Annotated in this window: 10 protein-coding genes and 1 pseudogene; 10 read left to right on the top strand and 1 reads right to left on the bottom strand. The window is 62.3% G+C overall.

What is annotated here, in order from left to right; all coding sequences use genetic code 11:
• Positions 1-53: 53 nt before the first annotated feature.
• The 10 genes from glgB to OHD58_RS27545 all read left to right on the top strand — a co-directional run bounded on the left by glgB (position 54) and on the right by OHD58_RS27545 (position 16,664).
• Positions 54-2,273 carry a 1,4-alpha-glucan branching protein GlgB gene (gene glgB / locus OHD58_RS27590; RefSeq protein ID WP_263806822.1) on the top strand — a complete coding sequence of 740 codons (2,220 nt, stop codon included), beginning with the start codon at positions 54-56 and terminating at the stop codon, positions 2,271-2,273.
• An 18-nt stretch (positions 2,274-2,291) separates the two neighbouring features.
• Positions 2,292-3,554: a glucose-1-phosphate adenylyltransferase gene (gene glgC / locus OHD58_RS27585; protein WP_263806821.1), complete on the top strand. Its 1,263-nt coding sequence runs from the start codon at positions 2,292-2,294 to the stop codon at positions 3,552-3,554.
• A 2-nt stretch (positions 3,555-3,556) separates the two neighbouring features.
• Positions 3,557-5,008, top strand: a complete 1,452-nt coding sequence (gene glgA / locus OHD58_RS27580; protein WP_263806820.1) for a glycogen synthase GlgA — start codon at positions 3,557-3,559, stop codon at positions 5,006-5,008.
• Positions 5,005-6,633: an alpha-D-glucose phosphate-specific phosphoglucomutase gene (locus tag OHD58_RS27575; RefSeq protein WP_263806819.1), complete on the top strand. Its 1,629-nt coding sequence runs from the start codon at positions 5,005-5,007 to the stop codon at positions 6,631-6,633. The genes glgA and OHD58_RS27575 overlap by 4 nt, the downstream gene beginning before the upstream one ends.
• Before the next feature lie 220 nt (positions 6,634-6,853).
• Entirely contained in the window at positions 6,854-8,869 is a 2,016-nt protein-coding gene (gene glgX / locus OHD58_RS27570) for a glycogen debranching protein GlgX (RefSeq protein ID WP_412177306.1), read from the top strand.
• A gap of 11 nt (positions 8,870-8,880) precedes the next feature.
• Complete coding sequence (locus OHD58_RS27565; protein WP_263806817.1) at positions 8,881-10,515, top strand: alpha-glucosidase family protein; 1,635 nt, start codon at positions 8,881-8,883, stop codon at positions 10,513-10,515.
• 598 nt (positions 10,516-11,113) lie between these two features.
• Entirely contained in the window at positions 11,114-12,703 is a 1,590-nt protein-coding gene (locus tag OHD58_RS27560; protein ID WP_263806816.1) for a peptide ABC transporter substrate-binding protein, read from the top strand.
• 286 nt (positions 12,704-12,989) lie between these two features.
• Entirely contained in the window at positions 12,990-13,913 is a 924-nt protein-coding gene (locus OHD58_RS27555; RefSeq protein WP_263806815.1) for an ABC transporter permease subunit, read from the top strand.
• Positions 13,906-15,042 (top strand): ABC transporter permease, encoded by a 1,137-nt coding sequence (locus OHD58_RS27550; protein ID WP_263806814.1) that lies wholly within the window; start codon positions 13,906-13,908, stop codon positions 15,040-15,042. The genes OHD58_RS27555 and OHD58_RS27550 overlap by 8 nt, the downstream gene beginning before the upstream one ends.
• Before the next feature lie 2 nt (positions 15,043-15,044).
• Entirely contained in the window at positions 15,045-16,664 is a 1,620-nt protein-coding gene (locus OHD58_RS27545; RefSeq protein WP_263806813.1) for an ABC transporter ATP-binding protein, read from the top strand.
• Between the two features lie 251 nt (positions 16,665-16,915).
• Here the strand turns inward: OHD58_RS27545 and OHD58_RS27540 are convergent.
• Positions 16,916-17,212: pseudogene (locus OHD58_RS27540) on the bottom strand (calcium-binding protein); the annotation flags it as partial.

Here is a 17,212-nt window from a genome sequence, read left to right as displayed (position 1 = left end):
CAGGCAGCGAAGAAGAGCTTAGTGTTGAAGTTCCGGGGGAGGACACGGACTGCATGAAGAAAGCCCGCGTTAGCGCCGCGACCAGGGAAACGCCGGAACTGACGGCTGTTTCCGACATCGAGGCGATTATTGCGGGCAACCATGGCGATCCGTTTTCCCTGCTCGGCGTCCAATCCGCCGGCAAGGGGTTTGTCGCCCGCTGCTTCATCCCGCATGCCGAATCCGTTAACGCCCTGACCTTGGCCGGCAAGCCGGTCGGCCAACTCACCTGGCGCAATGATGCGGGTTTCTTCGACGGCAAGCTGTCGATCCGCAAGCGCCAGCCATTGCGCTATCTGGCCAGGAATGCCGGCGGCGAATGGACCGTGACCGACCCTTATTCGTTCGGGCCGGTGCTCGGGCCGATGGACGACTATTATATCGCCGAAGGCTCGCACCTCCGGCTCTTCGACAAGCTCGGCGCCCATCTGATCGACCATGAGGGCGCCTCGGGCGTGCATTTCGCGGTCTGGGCGCCCAATGCTCGGCGCGTCTCCGTGGTTGGCGACTTTAATGAATGGGACGGCCGCCGCCATTCCATGCGTCATCGCATCGACACCGGCATCTGGGAAATCTTCGTGCCCGACATCGGTGAGGGGCGTCCCTACAAGTTCGAGATCATCGGCGCCGACGGCAATCCGGTTCCGTTGAAGGCCGACCCGTTCGCTTTCCGCTCCGAACTGCGTCCGGCCACCGCTTCGGTCACCATGGCGCCCCTGCGCCACGAATGGAACGACCAGGCGCACCGCGCCTACTGGAAGACCGCGGACCCGCGCCGCGAACCGATCTCGATCTACGAAGTCCATGCGGGTTCCTGGCAGCGCGCCGAAGACGGAGGGTTCCTGTCGTGGGATGAACTCGGCAACCGCCTGATCCCCTACGTGTCCGAAATGGGCTTCACCCATATCGAATTCCTGCCGATCACCGAGCATCCCTACGATCCGTCCTGGGGCTATCAGACCACCGGTCTCTATGCACCGACCGCGCGCTTCGGCGATCCGGAAGGCTTCGCCCGCTTCGTCGACGGCGCCCACCAGGCCGGCATCGGCATCATCCTCGACTGGGTGCCGGCGCATTTTCCCGTCGACGAGCATGGCCTCGTACAGTTCGACGGCACCGCTCTCTATGAGCATGCTGATCCGCGCAAGGGATTCCATCCCGACTGGAACACCGCGATCTACAATTTTGGTCGCCGCGAGGTGATTGCCTACCTCGTCAACAACGCCGTGTTCTGGGCCGAAAAGTACCATCTCGACGGATTGCGCGTCGATGCGGTCGCCTCGATGCTCTACCTCGATTATTCGCGCAAGCAGGGCGAGTGGATCCCCAACGAGAAGGGTGGCCGCGAGAATCTGGAGGCGGTCGCTTTCCTGCAGCGCATGAACAAGGAAGTCTACGGCGCCCATCCCGGCGTCATGACCATCGCCGAGGAATCGACGTCATGGCCGAAAGTATCACAGCCGGTGCATGAAGGCGGGCTGGGCTTCGGCTTCAAGTGGAACATGGGCTTCATGCACGACACGCTCGATTACCTCGCCCGCGAGCCGGTTTTTCGCAAGCACCACCACAACGAGATCACGTTCGGGCTTCTTTACGCGTTCAGCGAGAATTTCGTGCTGCCGATTTCGCATGACGAGGTTGTGCACGGCAAAGGCACGCTGATTTCCAAGATCGCCGGCGATGACTGGCAGAAGTTCGCCACGCTGCGCGCCTATTACGCCTTCATGTGGGGCTATCCCGGCAAAAAGCTGCTTTTCATGGGCCAGGAGTTCGCCCAGCGCGCCGAGTGGAACGAGGCGAAATCGCTCGACTGGCATTTGCTTGAATACGCCCCGCATCGCGGCATGGGCCAGTTGGTGCGCGACCTGAACTACCTCTACCGTTCAAGACCGGCGTTGCATGCCCGCGATTGCGAGCCTGAAGGCTTTTCCTGGCTGATCGTCGACGACCACCAGAATTCGGTGTTCGCCTGGCTGCGCACCGCGCCCGGCGGCAATCCCATCGCGGTGATTTCCAATTTCACGCCGGTGCCGCGGGAAAACTATCGCGTGCCGCTGCCGCACGCGGGAAGCTGGCGCGAGATCGTCAATACCGATGCTGACGAATATGGTGGTGCCGGCCAGGGCAATGGCGGCCGCGTGGAAGCGACGGCGGACGGCAAAGGCGGCGCCGCGCACGCGCTGATGCTGTTGCCGCCGCTGGCGACCATCATGCTGGAATTTGTTCTGGAGTAGCAGACCTGGGAGGGTTTCATGGAGGCAAAGAAGAACCAGCCACTGGCGCGCGACGCCATGGCCTATGTTCTGGCCGGCGGGCGGGGCAGCCGGCTGAAGGAACTCACGGACCGGCGCGCCAAGCCTGCCGTCTATTTCGGCGGCAAGACGCGCATTATCGACTTCGCGCTTTCCAACGCGCTGAACTCCGGCATCCGCCGCATGGGCGTCGCCACCCAGTACAAGGCGCATTCGCTGATCCGCCACCTGCAGCGCGGCTGGAACTTCCTGCGCCCCGAGCGAAACGAGAGCTTCGACATCCTGCCGGCCAGCCAGCGCGTTTCGGAGACGCAATGGTATGAAGGCACCGCCGACGCGGTGTTCCAGAATATCGACATCATCGAGGCCTACGGCCCGGAATACATGGTCATCCTGGCCGGCGACCATATCTACAAGATGGATTACGAACTGATGCTGCGCCAGCACGTCGACGCCAAGGCAGATGTCACGGTTGGCTGCCTCGAAGTGCCGCGCATGGAAGCCACCGGCTTCGGAGTCATGCATGTCGACGAGAAGGACAACATTATCGCCTTCGTCGAAAAACCCGCGGACCCGCCCGGCATTCCCGACAAGCCCGAGTTCGCGCTGGCCTCGATGGGTATCTACGTCTTCAAGACCAAGTTCCTGATGGACCAGTTGCGCCGCGACGCGACCGAACCCGATTCCAGCCGCGACTTCGGCAAGGACATCATCCCCTACATCGTCCAGCACGGTAAGGCGGTCGCGCATCGTTTCGCCAAGTCCTGCGTGCGCTCGACATCGGAGGCCCAGGCCTACTGGCGCGACGTCGGCACCATCGATGCCTATTGGGAAGCCAATATCGACCTGACCGACGTGACGCCCGAGCTCGACCTCTACGATCGCGACTGGCCGATCTGGACCTATGCCGAGTTGAAGCCGCCAGCAAAGTTCGTGCATGACGAGGAGGATCGCCGCGGTTCGGCGGTCTCGTCGCTGGTCTCGGGCGACTGCATCATCTCCGGCGCTGCATTGAAGCGCAGCCTGATCTTCACAGGCGCGCGCATCAACTCCTACGCCAAGCTGGAAGACGTCGTCATGCTGCCGGACTGCCATGTCGGCCGCAACGCGTCGCTGAAGCGGGTCGTCATCGACCACGGGGTGCGAATTCCCGAAGGCCTCGTGGTCGGCGAGGATCAGGAACTCGACGCCAAACGTTTCCGCTTGTCCGAGAAGGGTATCTGCCTCATCACCCAGGACATGATCAACAGGCTGGAGGCCTGATCGTGGACGTGCTTTCGGTGGCATCGGAGGTCTATCCGCTGGTCAAGACCGGCGGCCTGGCCGATGTCGCCGGCGCCTTGCCGATCGCTCTGGCCGGGCAGGGCATCCATGTCCGCACGCTGCTTCCCGGCTATCCCGTAGTGCGAAGCCAGTTGAAGAAGAAAAAGCCGGTCTATCAATATGATGACATGCAGGGCGGCAAGGCTTCGGTCGTCTCGGTGAAGGTCGGCGGGCTCGACCTTCTTGTTCTCGACGCGCCGCATCTCTTCGATCGCGTCGGCGGCCCTTACGGCGATCCGACCGGCGCCGACTGGGCCGACAATGCGCGGCGCTTCGCGGCGTTGGGCAGGGCAGGGGCCGACATTGCCGCCGGCGCCATCGCGGGCTACGCGCCGGGCCTCGTCCACGCGCATGACTGGCAGGCCGCGATGACGCTTGCCTATATGCGCTATGGCGCCGCCGCGTCCTTGCCGACCGTCATGACGGTGCACAACCTGGCCTTTCAGGGGCAATTTCCCGCATCGGTCTTTCCCTCGCTAGGCTTGCCCCCGCAGGCCATGGCGCTCGACGGTGTCGAATATTACGGCGGCGTCGGTTTCCTGAAGGCGGGGCTGCAGGCGGCTTCCGCCATCACCACCGTCAGCCCGACCTATGCGCAGGAAATCCGTACGCCCGAATTCGGCATGGGCCTCGACGGGTTGGTCAATTTGCGCGCCGGCGACCTCTCCGGCATCGTCAACGGCATCGACACGGAAATCTGGAACCCGGCGACGGACACGCATCTCGCCGAAACCTATTCGGTGAAATCGTTGAAGGGGCGCAAAGCCAACAAGCGCGCCATCGAGGATCGTTTCAATCTTGATCGCGACGATAGCCCGATCCTGTGCGTGGTCAGCCGGCTGACCTGGCAGAAGGGGATGGACATCCTGGTTGGCGCCATCGATGCGCTGGCCGGCATGGGTGTGCGGCTGGCGGTTCTCGGTTCCGGCGACAGTGCGCTGGAAGGCGCTCTGCTGGCAGGTGCTGCCCGCCACCGTGGGCGCATCGGCGTCGTCATCGGTTACGACGAGGGCCTGTCGCATCTGATGCAGGGCGGCTGTGACGCGATCATCATCCCGTCGCGTTTCGAACCCTGCGGCCTGACCCAGCTTTATGGGCTGCGCTATGGCTGCGTGCCGATTGTTGCGCGCACCGGCGGCCTTGCCGACACCATCGTCGACGCCAACGAGGCCGCCGTTTCGGCGGGGTCGGCGACCGGTTTCCAGTTCGCGCCGGCCAACATCGACGCCTTTCTTCACGCCGTGCATCGCGCGGTGACCATTTATGAAACGCCGGCCGCTTGGAAATCGCTTCAGCTTCAGGGCATGAAGTCCGACGTTTCCTGGGAGAAGAGTGCCGCCCGCTATGCGGCTCTCTTCCACCGACTCGCCTCGAAGGGACTTGGCACCATATGATCAGAACCGTCGAAACTAAGCCGTATGACGACCAGAAGCCGGGCACGTCCGGGCTGCGCAAGAAGGTGCCGGTCTTCCAGCAGCCGAACTATGCGGAAAACTTCATCCAGTCGGTTTTCGATTCCCTCGAAGGCTTCGAAGGCAAGGAACTGGTGATCGGCGGCGATGGCCGTTATTTCAACCGCGAGGTGATCCAGATCGCCATAGCCATGGCGGCGGCGAATGGCTTCGGGTCGGTCATCGTCGGTCGCGGCGGCATCCTCTCGACGCCAGCGGCTTCGCACATCATCCGCAAATACAAGGCGTTCGGCGGCATCATCCTTTCGGCAAGCCACAATCCCGGCGGCCCGCACGAGGATTTCGGCATCAAGTACAACATCGGCAACGGCGGCCCGGCGCCCGAAAAGATCACCGACGCGATCTTTGCGCGCACCAAAGCGATCTCCAGCTACAAGATCGCGGATATTCCCCAGATCGACATCGACAGGATCGGTGAGTTCGACGCTGGCGGCATGAAGGTGAAGATCATCGATCCGGTCACCGATTATGCCGAACTGATGGAAAGCCTGTTCGATTTCGATGCCATCCGCGCCAACTTCAAATACGGCTTCCGCATGGCTTTCGATGCCATGCACGCGGTGACCGGGCCCTATGCCCGCGAAATCCTCGAACTGCGCCTCGGCGCGCCGAAAGGCACGGCGCGCAACTTCAAGCCGCTGCCGGATTTCGGCGGCCACCACCCTGATCCCAACCTCGTCCACGCCAAGCATCTCTACGACGAGATGATGGGGCCGGACGCACCGGACTTCGGCGCTGCCTCCGATGGCGACGGCGACCGCAACCTGATCATCGGCAAGGGCATCTTTGTCACGCCGTCCGACTCGCTGGCCATCCTCGCAGCCAACGCCCACCTCGCGCCGGGTTACAAGGACGGCCTGAAAGGCATCGCGCGCTCAATGCCGACCAGCGGCGCGGCCGACCGTGTCGCCGAGAAGATGGGCGTCGGCATGTACGAAACGCCGACCGGTTGGAAATTTTTCGGCAATCTGCTCGACGCCGGCATGGCGACGATCTGCGGCGAGGAAAGTGCTGGCACCGGCTCCGACCATGTGCGCGAAAAGGACGGCCTGTGGGCGGTGCTCTTGTGGCTGAATATCCTCGCCCTGCGCGGCGAAAGCGCCAAGCAGATCGTCGAGAAGCACTGGGCCGAATACGGCCGCAATTATTATTCCCGCCACGACTACGAAGAGGTCGAAACCGAACGCGCCAATGCCCTGATTGACGGCCTGCGCGGCAAGCTGGCGTCCTTGCCGGGAACAAGCATCGGCGATCTGAAGATCGTGGCCGCCGACGATTTCCAGTACGACGACCCGGTCGACGGCTCGGTCAGCAAGCACCAGGGCATCCGGGTGATGTTCGAGGGTGGGTCGCGGGTCGTCTTCCGGCTTTCCGGCACCGGCACGTCGGGTGCCACGCTGCGCGTCTACATCGAGCGCTACGAACCCAAGGACGGCAGGCTCGACCTCGAAACGCAGGCCGCACTCGCCGACCTGATCGCCGCCGCCGAAACGCTCGCCGGCATCAAAAAACACACCGGCCGCGACAAGCCGACGGTGATCACGTGAGGGTAGTCATGAAGGTCAATCTCCCCCCTTGTGGGGGAGATGTCCGGCAGGACAGAGGGGGGCAACGTAGGGCGCGAGCCTGTGGGCTTCGCGTTGCCATCATCTTGTCTGGTCCCGCTGCTTCAACACAACGGATGGGTCGCGTTTCTTCGCGCCCCCCTCTGTCCTGCCGGACATCTCCCCCACAAGGGGGGAGATTGGCCGTCATCTGCACTTTCGGCTGATGCGCTCGGAGCGTCCGCGTTTCGGCGCCACCGTCACCCACAACGGCGTCCGCTTCTCCGTCTGGTCCGGTTCCGCAACACGCATCTGGCTCTCTCTCTTCGACGCAAGCGGCGATCGTGAAACTGACCGTCTGGAACTCGAAACGACAGACAAGGGCATGCATTCCCTTGTCGTGCCCGGCCTCTCCGCCCGCGCCCGCTACGGCTTCCGCGCCGACGGCGACTACGATCCCGCGCGCGGCCTCTGGTTCGATCCGGACAAGCTGCTTGTCGATCCTTATGCGACCGCCATCGACCGGCCTTACCTCTACGATCCACGGCTTGTCGCGCGGCGGGGCGAGGGCGGCGATACCGCGCCGCTGATGCCGAAAGCCATCGTGCAGGCGCCGCTCGACTCCGTCGCCGCAAATGAGCCCGTCTTCAAGCCTGGCGGACTGATCTACGAACTCAACGTCCGCGCCTTCACGAAACTGCACCCGGAAATCCCGCAAGCGCAGCGCGGCACCGTCGCCGCGTTGGCGCACCCCGCAATCATCGCGCATCTGCAAAAGCTCGGCGCCTCGGCAATCGAGCTGATGCCGGTCACAGCGTGGATCGACGAGCGGCACCTGCCGCCGCTCGGGCTGAGCAATGCCTGGGGTTACAACCCGGTGACGTTCATGGCGCTCGATCCGCGCCTTGCGCCCGGCGGCCTCACGGAACTCCGCGACGCGGTGGCGACGTTGAGGTCGGCCGGCATCGGCGTCATCCTCGACCTTGTCTTCAACCACACCGGCGAAAGCGACTGGTTCGGCCCGACGTTGTCGCTGCGCGGCCTCGACAATCTTGCTTACTATCGCCACGCGCCGGACGGGTCCCTGGTCAACGACACCGGCACCGGTAATACGATCGCCACGCAGCGTCCCGTCATGCGCGAAATGATCCTCGATACGCTTCGCCATTTTGTCCAGAATGCCGGCGTTGACGGCTTCCGCTTCGACCTCGCCACCGTTCTCGGCCGCGGCGACAGCGGCTTTTCCCCGGACGCGCCGCTGCTGTGCGAAATCCGCGCCGATCCGCTGCTTGCTGACCGTGTGCTGATCGCCGAGCCGTGGGACATCGGCCCCGACGGGTACCAGCTCGGCAATTTTGGAAAACCCTTTCTCGAATGGAATGACCGCTACCGCGACGATATCCGCCGCTTCTGGCGTGGCGACCGCGGCATGGCCGGCGCCCTGGCGACACGGTTCGCCGGATCGTCGGATGTGTTTGGCAACAACGCTGGAGAAACCCGCACCGTCAACTTCATCGCCGCCCACGACGGCATGACGCTCGCCGACACGGTCGCCTACGAGCGCAAACACAATGACGCCAATGGCGAGGAAAACCGCGACGGCCATAATGAGAACCTGTCGTGGAACAACGGCGTCGAGGGGGAAACCAGCGACCCGAACGTCGGCGAAGCCCGCCGCGGCGATTTGAAGGCGCAGCTTGCGACGCTGTTCGCCTCGCGCGGCTCCATCATGCTGACGGCCGGCGACGAATTCGGCCGCACCCAGAAGGGTAACAACAACGCCTATGCGCAGGACAATGAAATCACCTGGCTCGACTGGACAAATCCTGATCTCGGGCTGGAACAGCACGTCTATGCTCTGGCGGCCCTGCGCAAGTCGATGCCAGCCTTGACCAACATCGCTTTTCTGACCGGAAAGCCGGCTGCCAGCGGGGAGATACCCGATGTCGAATGGCTGTCGGAAACCGGCGTCCCCTTGACCGAAGCCGAATGGAACGACCCAAACCGCCACAGACTGACGATGCAACTCGCCACGACTGAAGGTCGCATCGCCGTTCTGGTCAACGGCGACCGGCGAGCGACCGTCTTTTCGCTGTCGCAGCGGAACGGTTATGTATGGGTGCTGGTCGTGCCGGACGAAGGCGGCGCCGAACTGCTGGCCGGCGAAAGCGCCTGGCGCGTGCCGGGGCGAACGGTTGCCTTCCTTGCCGAACGCAAGGCAGCCGCCGGCGTGGATTGAAGGGGAGGGGCATGGCAACGGGCGATCCGAACAACAACTGGTGGCGCGGCGCCGCAATCTATCAGGTCTATCCGCGCTCCTTCCAGGATTCGACCGGCGATGGCAGCGGTGATCTCGCCGGCATCACGGCGCGGCTGCCGCACATCGCTTCCCTGGGCGTCGATGCGGTGTGGCTGTCGCCGTTCTTCAAGTCGCCGATGGCCGACATGGGTTACGACGTCTCGGACTATTGCGCCGTCGACCCGATGTTCGGCTCCCTCGAGGATTTCGACCGGCTGGTCGCCGAGGCGCACCGGCTCGGCCTGAAGGTCATCATCGACCAGGTGCTGTCGCACACCTCGGACCAGCACCCCTGGTTCGTCGAAAGCAGGGCGAGCCGCGACAACGCCAAGGCCGACTGGTTCGTCTGGGCCGATCCGAGGCCGGACGGGACGGCGCCCAACAATTGGCTGGCGATCTTCGGCGGGCCCGCCTGGGAATGGGATTCGACCCGTAAGCAATATTACATGCACAATTTCCTCGCCTCGCAGCCGGATCTGAATTTCCACAATCCGCAAGTGCAGGATGCATTGCTGGAAACCGTGCGTTTCTGGCTGGAGCGCGGCGTCGACGGCTTCCGCCTCGATACCGTCAACTTCTATTTTCACGACCGTCTGCTGCGCGACAATCCGCCGATGCCGGTGAACAAGGCGAACGACATTCCCGACACCAATCCCTACGGCTACCAGGATCACCTGCACGACAAGACGCAGCCGGAAAATCTCGACTTCCTGAAGCGCTTCCGCGCGCTGCTCGATGCTTACGATGCCCGCGCTTCCGTTGGCGAGGTCGGCGACGGCGAGCGCTCCCTGCGCACGGTCGCGGCCTACACCGAAGGCGGCGAGCGCCTGCATATGTGCTACACCTTCGACCTGCTCGGTCCCGAATTCTCCGCCGCACATGTCCGAAAGTGTGTCGAGGCGTTCGAAACGGCGGTCGTCGGCGGCTGGATCTGCTGGGCTTTTTCCAACCACGACGTGATGCGTCATGTGTCGCGTTGGACTGCGCCGGGTGGCGATCCCGACGCCGTCGCCAAATTCTCGATCACGCTGCTCGCCGCCCTGCGCGGCTCGATCTGCCTCTACCAGGGCGAGGAGCTCGGCCTGCCGGAAGCCGAGCTTGCATTCGAGGATCTGCGCGACCCCTACGGCATCCGTTTCTGGCCGGCCTTCAAGGGAAGGGACGGCTGCCGCACACCGATGGTCTGGGAGGCGGCACAGCCGAATGGCGGGTTTTCGACGGCGAAGCCCTGGTTGCCGGTTCCGCAGGACCATCTTGCCCGCGCGGCCGATGAGCAGGACGCCGACGACAACTCCGTGCTCGCACACTATCGGCGCGTGCTGTCCTTCCGCAGGGAACACCCGGCCTTGGTCCATGGCTCGATCGAATTTCTGGATGCCGGCGACAATGTGCTCGCCTTCAAGCGCAAGGCGGACGGCGGCACCCTGCTTTGCGTCTTCAATTTTTCATCCGACCCGTCGACGTTCCACCTTCCCGCCGAAGCCGGTGCCGTCACCGTGCTGGTTTCCCGAGGCAGTGCTGAGATAGCGGGCGGCAATATAGTTCCCTTGCCCGGATTGGGCGTTTTCATCGCGCGGATGAGCTAAAATGGTCGTTGAAGGGTGAAAATACTGGTGCAGGCGCAATCTTCCACAAAAAAGCATGAAGAAAGCCGGGGCGGATGCAATCGCAAGCTCAGCCGCCGTTGGGAAGCATCACCGAAGAACACCATCCTCGCCACGTATCGCAGCGCGCCAGTTGACGAATGCCGGAAATGCAGCGGTCATTTCATCTTCGGATGAATTTGATGCAACCAGGACGTGCATGAAGCGCGTAACCTCATAAACTTCACTCCCGGTTGAGCGTCCCAAAAATATCGTCGGGATTACGATTTTCGCAAGTTTCTTTCACGGTGCGCGAAAGGCCTCGCGGTCTTCTACCGGAAATTGTAGTTGCTTCCACCTTTTATGGAAGTCCGTTTCTCTCGGAGACAATGGGTCCCCAACCTTGTTGAACGATCTCACGCCGGCGTCTTCGCAGGGCGCCGAATGGGCCAACTGCCGTATCGTGATGCCGTAGCGTCAGAAGGGCTTCGGGTTGCTAAATGTCCTTTTTGCGACGGAATCTGTGTTGCTTTGAATAATTCTGTGATGATAATCGCGCAGCGTCGGCTCAGGGCCGACCAAGAAAATGGGAGTGTGTAAAATGCATAAATTCCTCAGGGCGACCATGCTCGCGACGAGCCTGGTCGTGGCGGGCGGCGCATTCATGACGCCGGCTATCGCCGAAGTGATCTACAACCGCGGCAGCGCGGCAGAACCGGAAACGGTCGACCCGCACAAGACTTCCACCGTCTACGAAGCGCATGTTCTGCGCGATCTGTTCGAAGGCCTGGTGATGCAGGACGCCAAGGCGGAGCTGATCCCGGGCGTTGCCGAGAGCTGGACTGTTTCCGATGACGGCAAGACCTACACGTTCAAGCTGCGTGAGAATGCAACCTGGTCGGATGGCAGCCCGGTGACGGCAGAAGACTTCGTCTACTCGTTCCGCCGCCTGGAAGATCCGGCGACTGGTGCCGAATACGCCTCGATGCTTTATCCGATCGCAAACGCGGAAGAGGTAAACAGCGGCAAGGCGAAGCCTGAGGACCTCGGCGTGAAGGCCGTGGACGCCAGGACGCTGGAAGTCACGCTGAAGGCCCCGACGCCTTACTTCCTTGAAATGCTGACCCACCAGGCCGCCTATCCGGTCAACAAGGCCGCCATCGACAGCATGGGCGCCGACTGGATCAAGCCGGGCAAGCTGGTGTCGAACGGCGCCTTCACGCTGGCCGAGTGGGTGCCGAACGACCACATCAAGATGGTCAAGAACCCGAAGTTCCATGACGCCGCTAATGTGAAGATCGACGTCGTCAACTTCATTCCGACAGAAGACCGCTCGTCGGCGATGAAGCGCTTCGAGGCCGGCGAACTTGACAGCTATGACGATCTGCCGACCGAACAGCTCACCGACCTGAAGGCCAAGTTCGGCGATCAGATCCGTGTCGCGCCGTATCTCGGTACCTATTATTACGCGATCAAGACCGACAAGGCGCCGTGGGACAATGTCGAGCTGCGCAATGCGGTCTCCATGGCGATCGACCGTGACTTCCTGGCGGAGAAGGTCTGGAACAATTCGATGTTCCCGGGCTATTCGATGGTGCCTCCGGGCATCCAGGGCTACACCTCGGCGGCGGCAACCTTTGCCGACAAGTCGCAGATCGACCGTGAGGACGAGGCCAAGAAAATCCTCGAGAAGCTCGGCTACGGTCCCGACAAGCCGCTGAAGATGGAAATCCGCTACAACACGTCGGAGAACCACAAGAACACGGCCGTCGCGATCCAGGAGCAGCTGAAGCCCCTCGGCATCGAGATTAGCCTGCTCAACACCGACACCAAGACGCACTACGCTCACCTCGAGCAAAAGGGCGACTATGATGTGGCACGCGCCGGCTGGATCGCCGACTATCAGGATCCAGAAACCTTCCTCGGCATCTCGGTGAAGGCGAGCGGCAACAACTATTCGAGCTACAACAGCCCGAAATTCGAGGAAGCGATGGCCAAGGCTGCGGCTGCCGGCGGCAACCCCGAAGAGCGCTTCAAGCTCCTCGGCGAAGCCGAGCGCATCCTCGTCGACGAGGTTGGCAACATCCCGTTGCTGCACTACTCGTTCCATAACATCGTGTCGCCGAAGCTTGTCGGCTTCGAAGACAACGTCATGGACGTTCATCCGAGCCGCTTCATCAGCAAGAGCTAGGACTTCGCCGTGTTGCCGCTCCGTTAACGGAGCGGCGCACCCCGCGACGGCCTGAGGCCCGGAAGCTATGAGTGAATTGACGGCAGTTCGGCATCACAGGAACAGCGATCAGATCGGTTTCGCTGTTCCGAAGGTCGAACTGACCTCAATCCTCATCTCACCTCCAGCGGATTTGGCAGCAACAAGGCGATGCTTCGCGGCATTGCCTTGTTGCCGCGCCTTGCTGTTGTTGTGAGCAACTTCCCGATCCCGTCGCGCCGTACCCGAGACACAGCGGAGTAGGGATATGTTTTTCTATCTGCTTCGAAGATTGCTGACGGCCATCCCCACGATGTTCGTCATCGTCACGATCGCATTCTTTCTTATCCGGGTCGCTCCCGGCGGACCTTTCAACCAGGAGCGGGGCCTTAGCCCGGAGATCAAGGCCAATCTGGAGGCCCAGTTCGGGCTCAACGATCCGCTTTGGCTGCAATACTGGAACTATCTGAAGAACCTTTTGCACGGTGACTTTGGCCCGAGCTACAACCTGCCGGATTTCACCGTCGCCGAGCTCTTTTCCGAAGGCTTGAAGGTGTCCATCCCACTCGGCCTGTCTGCGCTGATCGTGGCGCTGCTGCTCGGCGGTACGCTCGGCATCATCGCGGCGCTCAACCAGAACAAATCCGGCGATTATGCCGTCATTGCCGTGGCGACGGCGGGCAGCACGATTCCGACTTTCGTGATCGCGCCCATCATCCAGCTGCTTTTCGGCCTGACCTGGAAGCTGCTGCCGGTCGGCGGCTGGGGCGGCGGCGCCTTCATCAACATGGTTGGACCGGTACTGACGCTCGCCCTGCCGCAAATGGCCATCGTCGCCCGGCTTATGCGCGGGTCGATGATCGAATCCTTGCGGTCCCATCACATCCGCACCGCCCGCGCCATGGGTCTCTCCGACTGGTCGGTGGTGGTCAAGCATGCCTTGCGCGGCGCCGTATTGCCGATCGTTTCCTACGCCGGGCCGGCCGCCGCGGCGTTGCTCACCGGTTCGATCGTCGTCGAGACGATCTTCGCCATTCCCGGTGTCGGCCGTTACTTCGTCCAGGCTGCGCTCAATCGCGATTATACGCTGGTGATGGGCACGGTCGTGGTGATTGCGCTCTTCACCATTGTTTTCAATCTGATCGTCGACATCATGTATGCCGTCGTGGATCCGAGGGTGCGTTATGACTGACGCCACCGCTGCTTCGGCCACTGTCGCCGCCAAACCGGTCGTCGGGCGCTCGCTTTGGGGCGACGCCTGGGCGCGGCTGAAGGCAAACAAGGCCGCCATGATCAGCCTGTACTACCTGATCCTGATGGCGGTGGTCTGCATCGTCGGACCGTTTTTCGTTTCGCACCAATACACCACCATCTACCCCGATTACGTGCGCACCGCGCCGAGCTTTTCGTCCTATCCGCGGCCGGAGATGATCGAGACCGCCCTTAGCGATGCGGTGAAACGCATGCGCGTCGACATCAAGGAATGGCACCAGGAAGGAAGCCGTGTTTCCGTCACCGTCACCTCTTCCAAGAAGGTCGACGAACGCAATGTCCGCTACCTCGAGCGCTCCGATGCATTCGACAGCGTAACGGTTGACAGCACGTCGAGCGACGGCCTCGAAATGGTAATGAGCGCTTCGGTCAAGCAGCAGTATTTCCTGTTCGGCACCGACAATGTCGGCCGCGATCTGCTGTCGCGAACGCTGATGGCTGGCCGCATATCGCTGGCCATCGGCCTGCTCGCCGGCATCGTCGCCGTGGTCATCGGCGTCGTCTACGGTGCAACCGCCGGCTTCATGGGCGGCAAGACCGACGAGGTCATGATGCGCATCGTCGATGTCCTCTATTCGCTGCCCTTCATCTTCTTCGTCATCATGCTGGTGGTGTTTTTCGGGCGAAATTTCGTCTTGATGTTTCTTGCGGTCGGCGCGGTGCTGTGGCTCGACATGGCCCGCATCGTGCGCGGCCAGGCGCTCTCCATCCGGCGGCAGGAATATGTGCAGGCGGCCGAAGCCATGGGTGTCTCGTCGCGCGGCATCGTGCGCCGCCACGTCATCCCCAACCTGCTCGGCCCGGTCGTCATCTACATGACGCTGCTGGTGCCGCAGGTGATCCTGCTCGAAAGCTTCCTGTCGTTCCTCGGCCTTGGCGTACAGGAGCCGATGACCAGCTGGGGCGTGCTGATCTCGGCCGGTGCAGCCAACATCGGCTCCGCAAACTGGATGCTGCTTTTCCCGGCCTTCTTTCTTGTCTCGACGCTGTTTGCGCTGAATTTCATCGGCGACGGCCTGCGCGACGCGCTTGATCCGAAGGACCGGTAATCATGAGCACTCCAGAAACCGTCCTTGCCGTCAACGACCTCCGGGTTCGCTTCCGGACGCTTGATGGTGTTGTTGATGCGGTGAAGGGCATCAATTTGCGCGTCGGCGCCGGCGAAACCGTGGCCATCGTCGGCGAATCCGGCTCGGGCAAGAGCCAGACCATGATGGCGGCGATGCGGCTGCTTGCTTCCAATGGTGAGGCGACAGGCAGCGTCGACTATCGCGGCCGCAACCTGCTGACGCTCTCGAAATCGGGCCTCAACGAGGTTCGGGGCCGCAAGATCACTATGATCTTCCAAGAACCGATGACGTCGCTCGATCCGCTCTACACGATCGGCAACCAGTTGATCGAGCCGATCCAGCGCCACCGCAAGCTTGGCGCCTCCGCCGCCCGCGAAGAGGCGTTGAAGCTCTTGAGGCTGGTGAAGATCCCGGATCCCGAACGACGCATGAAGTCTTATCCCTACGAGATGTCGGGCGGTCAGCGTCAGCGCGTGATGATCGCCATGGCGCTCGCCAACGATCCTGACATCCTCATCGCCGACGAGCCGACAACGGCGCTCGATGTCACCATCCAGGCGCAGATTCTGACGCTGCTTGCCGAACTGCAGCGCAAGCTCGGAATGGCGATCGTTTTCATTACTCACGACCTTGGCATCGTCAGGCGCTTCGCCGACCGCGTCTATGTGATGCGGCAAGGCGAAGTTGTGGAGGAGGGCGCCACCGAAGCGGTCTTTTCAGCGCCGAACCATGCCTACACCAAGATGCTGCTGTCGGCCGAGCCAACCGGCCGCAAGGCGCCTCCGTCGCCGAATGCACCGGTTCTTCTGGAAGGCAGGAATGTCGAGGTCGTCTTCAAGATCGGCGGCGGTTTCCTTGCCGGTGACCCGATGCAGTTGCGCGCCGTCGACCGCATCAACATCGCGCTGAAGAAAGGCCAGACCATCGGCATTGTCGGCGAATCCGGCTCCGGCAAATCGACGCTTGGCCGCGCGCTCCTGCGCTTGCTCCCCAGCGAAGGCGGCGTACGCTTCGAGAACCGCGACATCTCCAAGGCCGATCGCGGCGAAATGCGGCCGCTACGGCGCGAACTGCAATTGGTTTTCCAGGATCCGTTCGGCTCGCTGTCGCCGCGCATGACGGTCGGCCAGATCATCACCGAGGGCCTGCTGGTCCACGAGCCTTCGCTGTCGCGCAAGCAGCGCGACGAGCGTGCCTGCCAGGCGCTGGAGGAAGTCGGTCTCGATCCCTTCGTGCGCAACCGTTACCCGCACGAATTCTCCGGCGGCCAGCGTCAGCGCATCGCCATCGCGCGTGCCATGATCCTGAAGCCGAAGGTCGTCGTGCTCGATGAGCCGACCTCGGCGCTCGACCGCTCGGTGCAGAAGCAGATCGTCGAATTGCTGCGCAAGCTGCAGAAAGACCATGACCTGTCGTATCTGTTCATCAGCCACGATCTCGCAGTCGTCCGCGCCATGGCCGATTATCTGATCGTCATGAAGCAGGGCAAGATTGTCGAGGAAGGCATGACCGATGCGATCTTCGACAATCCGCGCGAGGAATACACACAGACCCTGATGGCCGCCGCTATGGATCCGACCAAGTTCAGGCTGAGCGCGTAAGAATCGAGCTTGCCGCCGCCGTTGTCTGGTGCACCGGCCCGGAAATCGTTCCGATTTTCGTAAAGCACGATGTATGGATTCAAGTGTTGGAGCGTCCTTTGCGCGTCCAAACGGACACGCGCCGCTCTAACCCGCGGCATCAGCAATTACCCCCCGCCTTTCAATGCCGGTATCTCGAAGAGTTTTGCAACCTTGCGACGTGTTTCTTCAGCCGGGCAGGAGGGGTCCTGGCTGAAGTTTCCTACACGCTCTCACACGATGATGAAGTCGGCGTTTGTCATTGCGAGTCCTGCGTCGAGGGTTGCAAACTGGGTGGCGCCGCCGGCGGCACTGCCGTTGCTGTCGTAGATGAGGGCGCCGGTGACGTTGTTGTAGATGATGCGATCGAGCGCATCGGCGGCAGCGGCGCCGATGTGGAAGGCGGTCGCCGCCAGCACGCCGGCGGCCAGCGTGGAGAAGATGGTGTTCTCCAGCATGATGGTGTCGGCCGGCACCGAGAAGTCGAAGATGGCATCGACATTGGCGGCGGCGTTGAGGGCGGTGTTGAA

It is taken from the genome of Mesorhizobium sp. ZC-5, from assembly GCF_025753855.1.
Taxonomy (GTDB): Bacteria; Pseudomonadota; Alphaproteobacteria; order Rhizobiales; family Rhizobiaceae; genus Neomesorhizobium.
The sequence above is the reverse complement of the archived record's forward strand: the minus strand, read 5'-3'. Positions and strand labels throughout refer to the sequence as shown.

Coding starts and splice junctions, on each gene's coding strand:
- glgB (WP_263806822.1), top strand. CDS start 54: ATGAAGAAAGCCCGCGTTAGCGCCGCGACCAGGGAAACGCCGGAACTG.
- glgC (WP_263806821.1), top strand. CDS start 2,292: ATGGAGGCAAAGAAGAACCAGCCACTGGCGCGCGACGCCATGGCCTAT.
- OHD58_RS27575 (WP_263806819.1), top strand. CDS start 5,005: ATGATCAGAACCGTCGAAACTAAGCCGTATGACGACCAGAAGCCGGGC.
- OHD58_RS27565 (WP_263806817.1), top strand. CDS start 8,881: ATGGCAACGGGCGATCCGAACAACAACTGGTGGCGCGGCGCCGCAATC.
- OHD58_RS27560 (WP_263806816.1), top strand. CDS start 11,114: ATGCATAAATTCCTCAGGGCGACCATGCTCGCGACGAGCCTGGTCGTG.
- OHD58_RS27555 (WP_263806815.1), top strand. CDS start 12,990: ATGTTTTTCTATCTGCTTCGAAGATTGCTGACGGCCATCCCCACGATG.
- OHD58_RS27550 (WP_263806814.1), top strand. CDS start 13,906: ATGACTGACGCCACCGCTGCTTCGGCCACTGTCGCCGCCAAACCGGTC.
- OHD58_RS27545 (WP_263806813.1), top strand. CDS start 15,045: ATGAGCACTCCAGAAACCGTCCTTGCCGTCAACGACCTCCGGGTTCGC.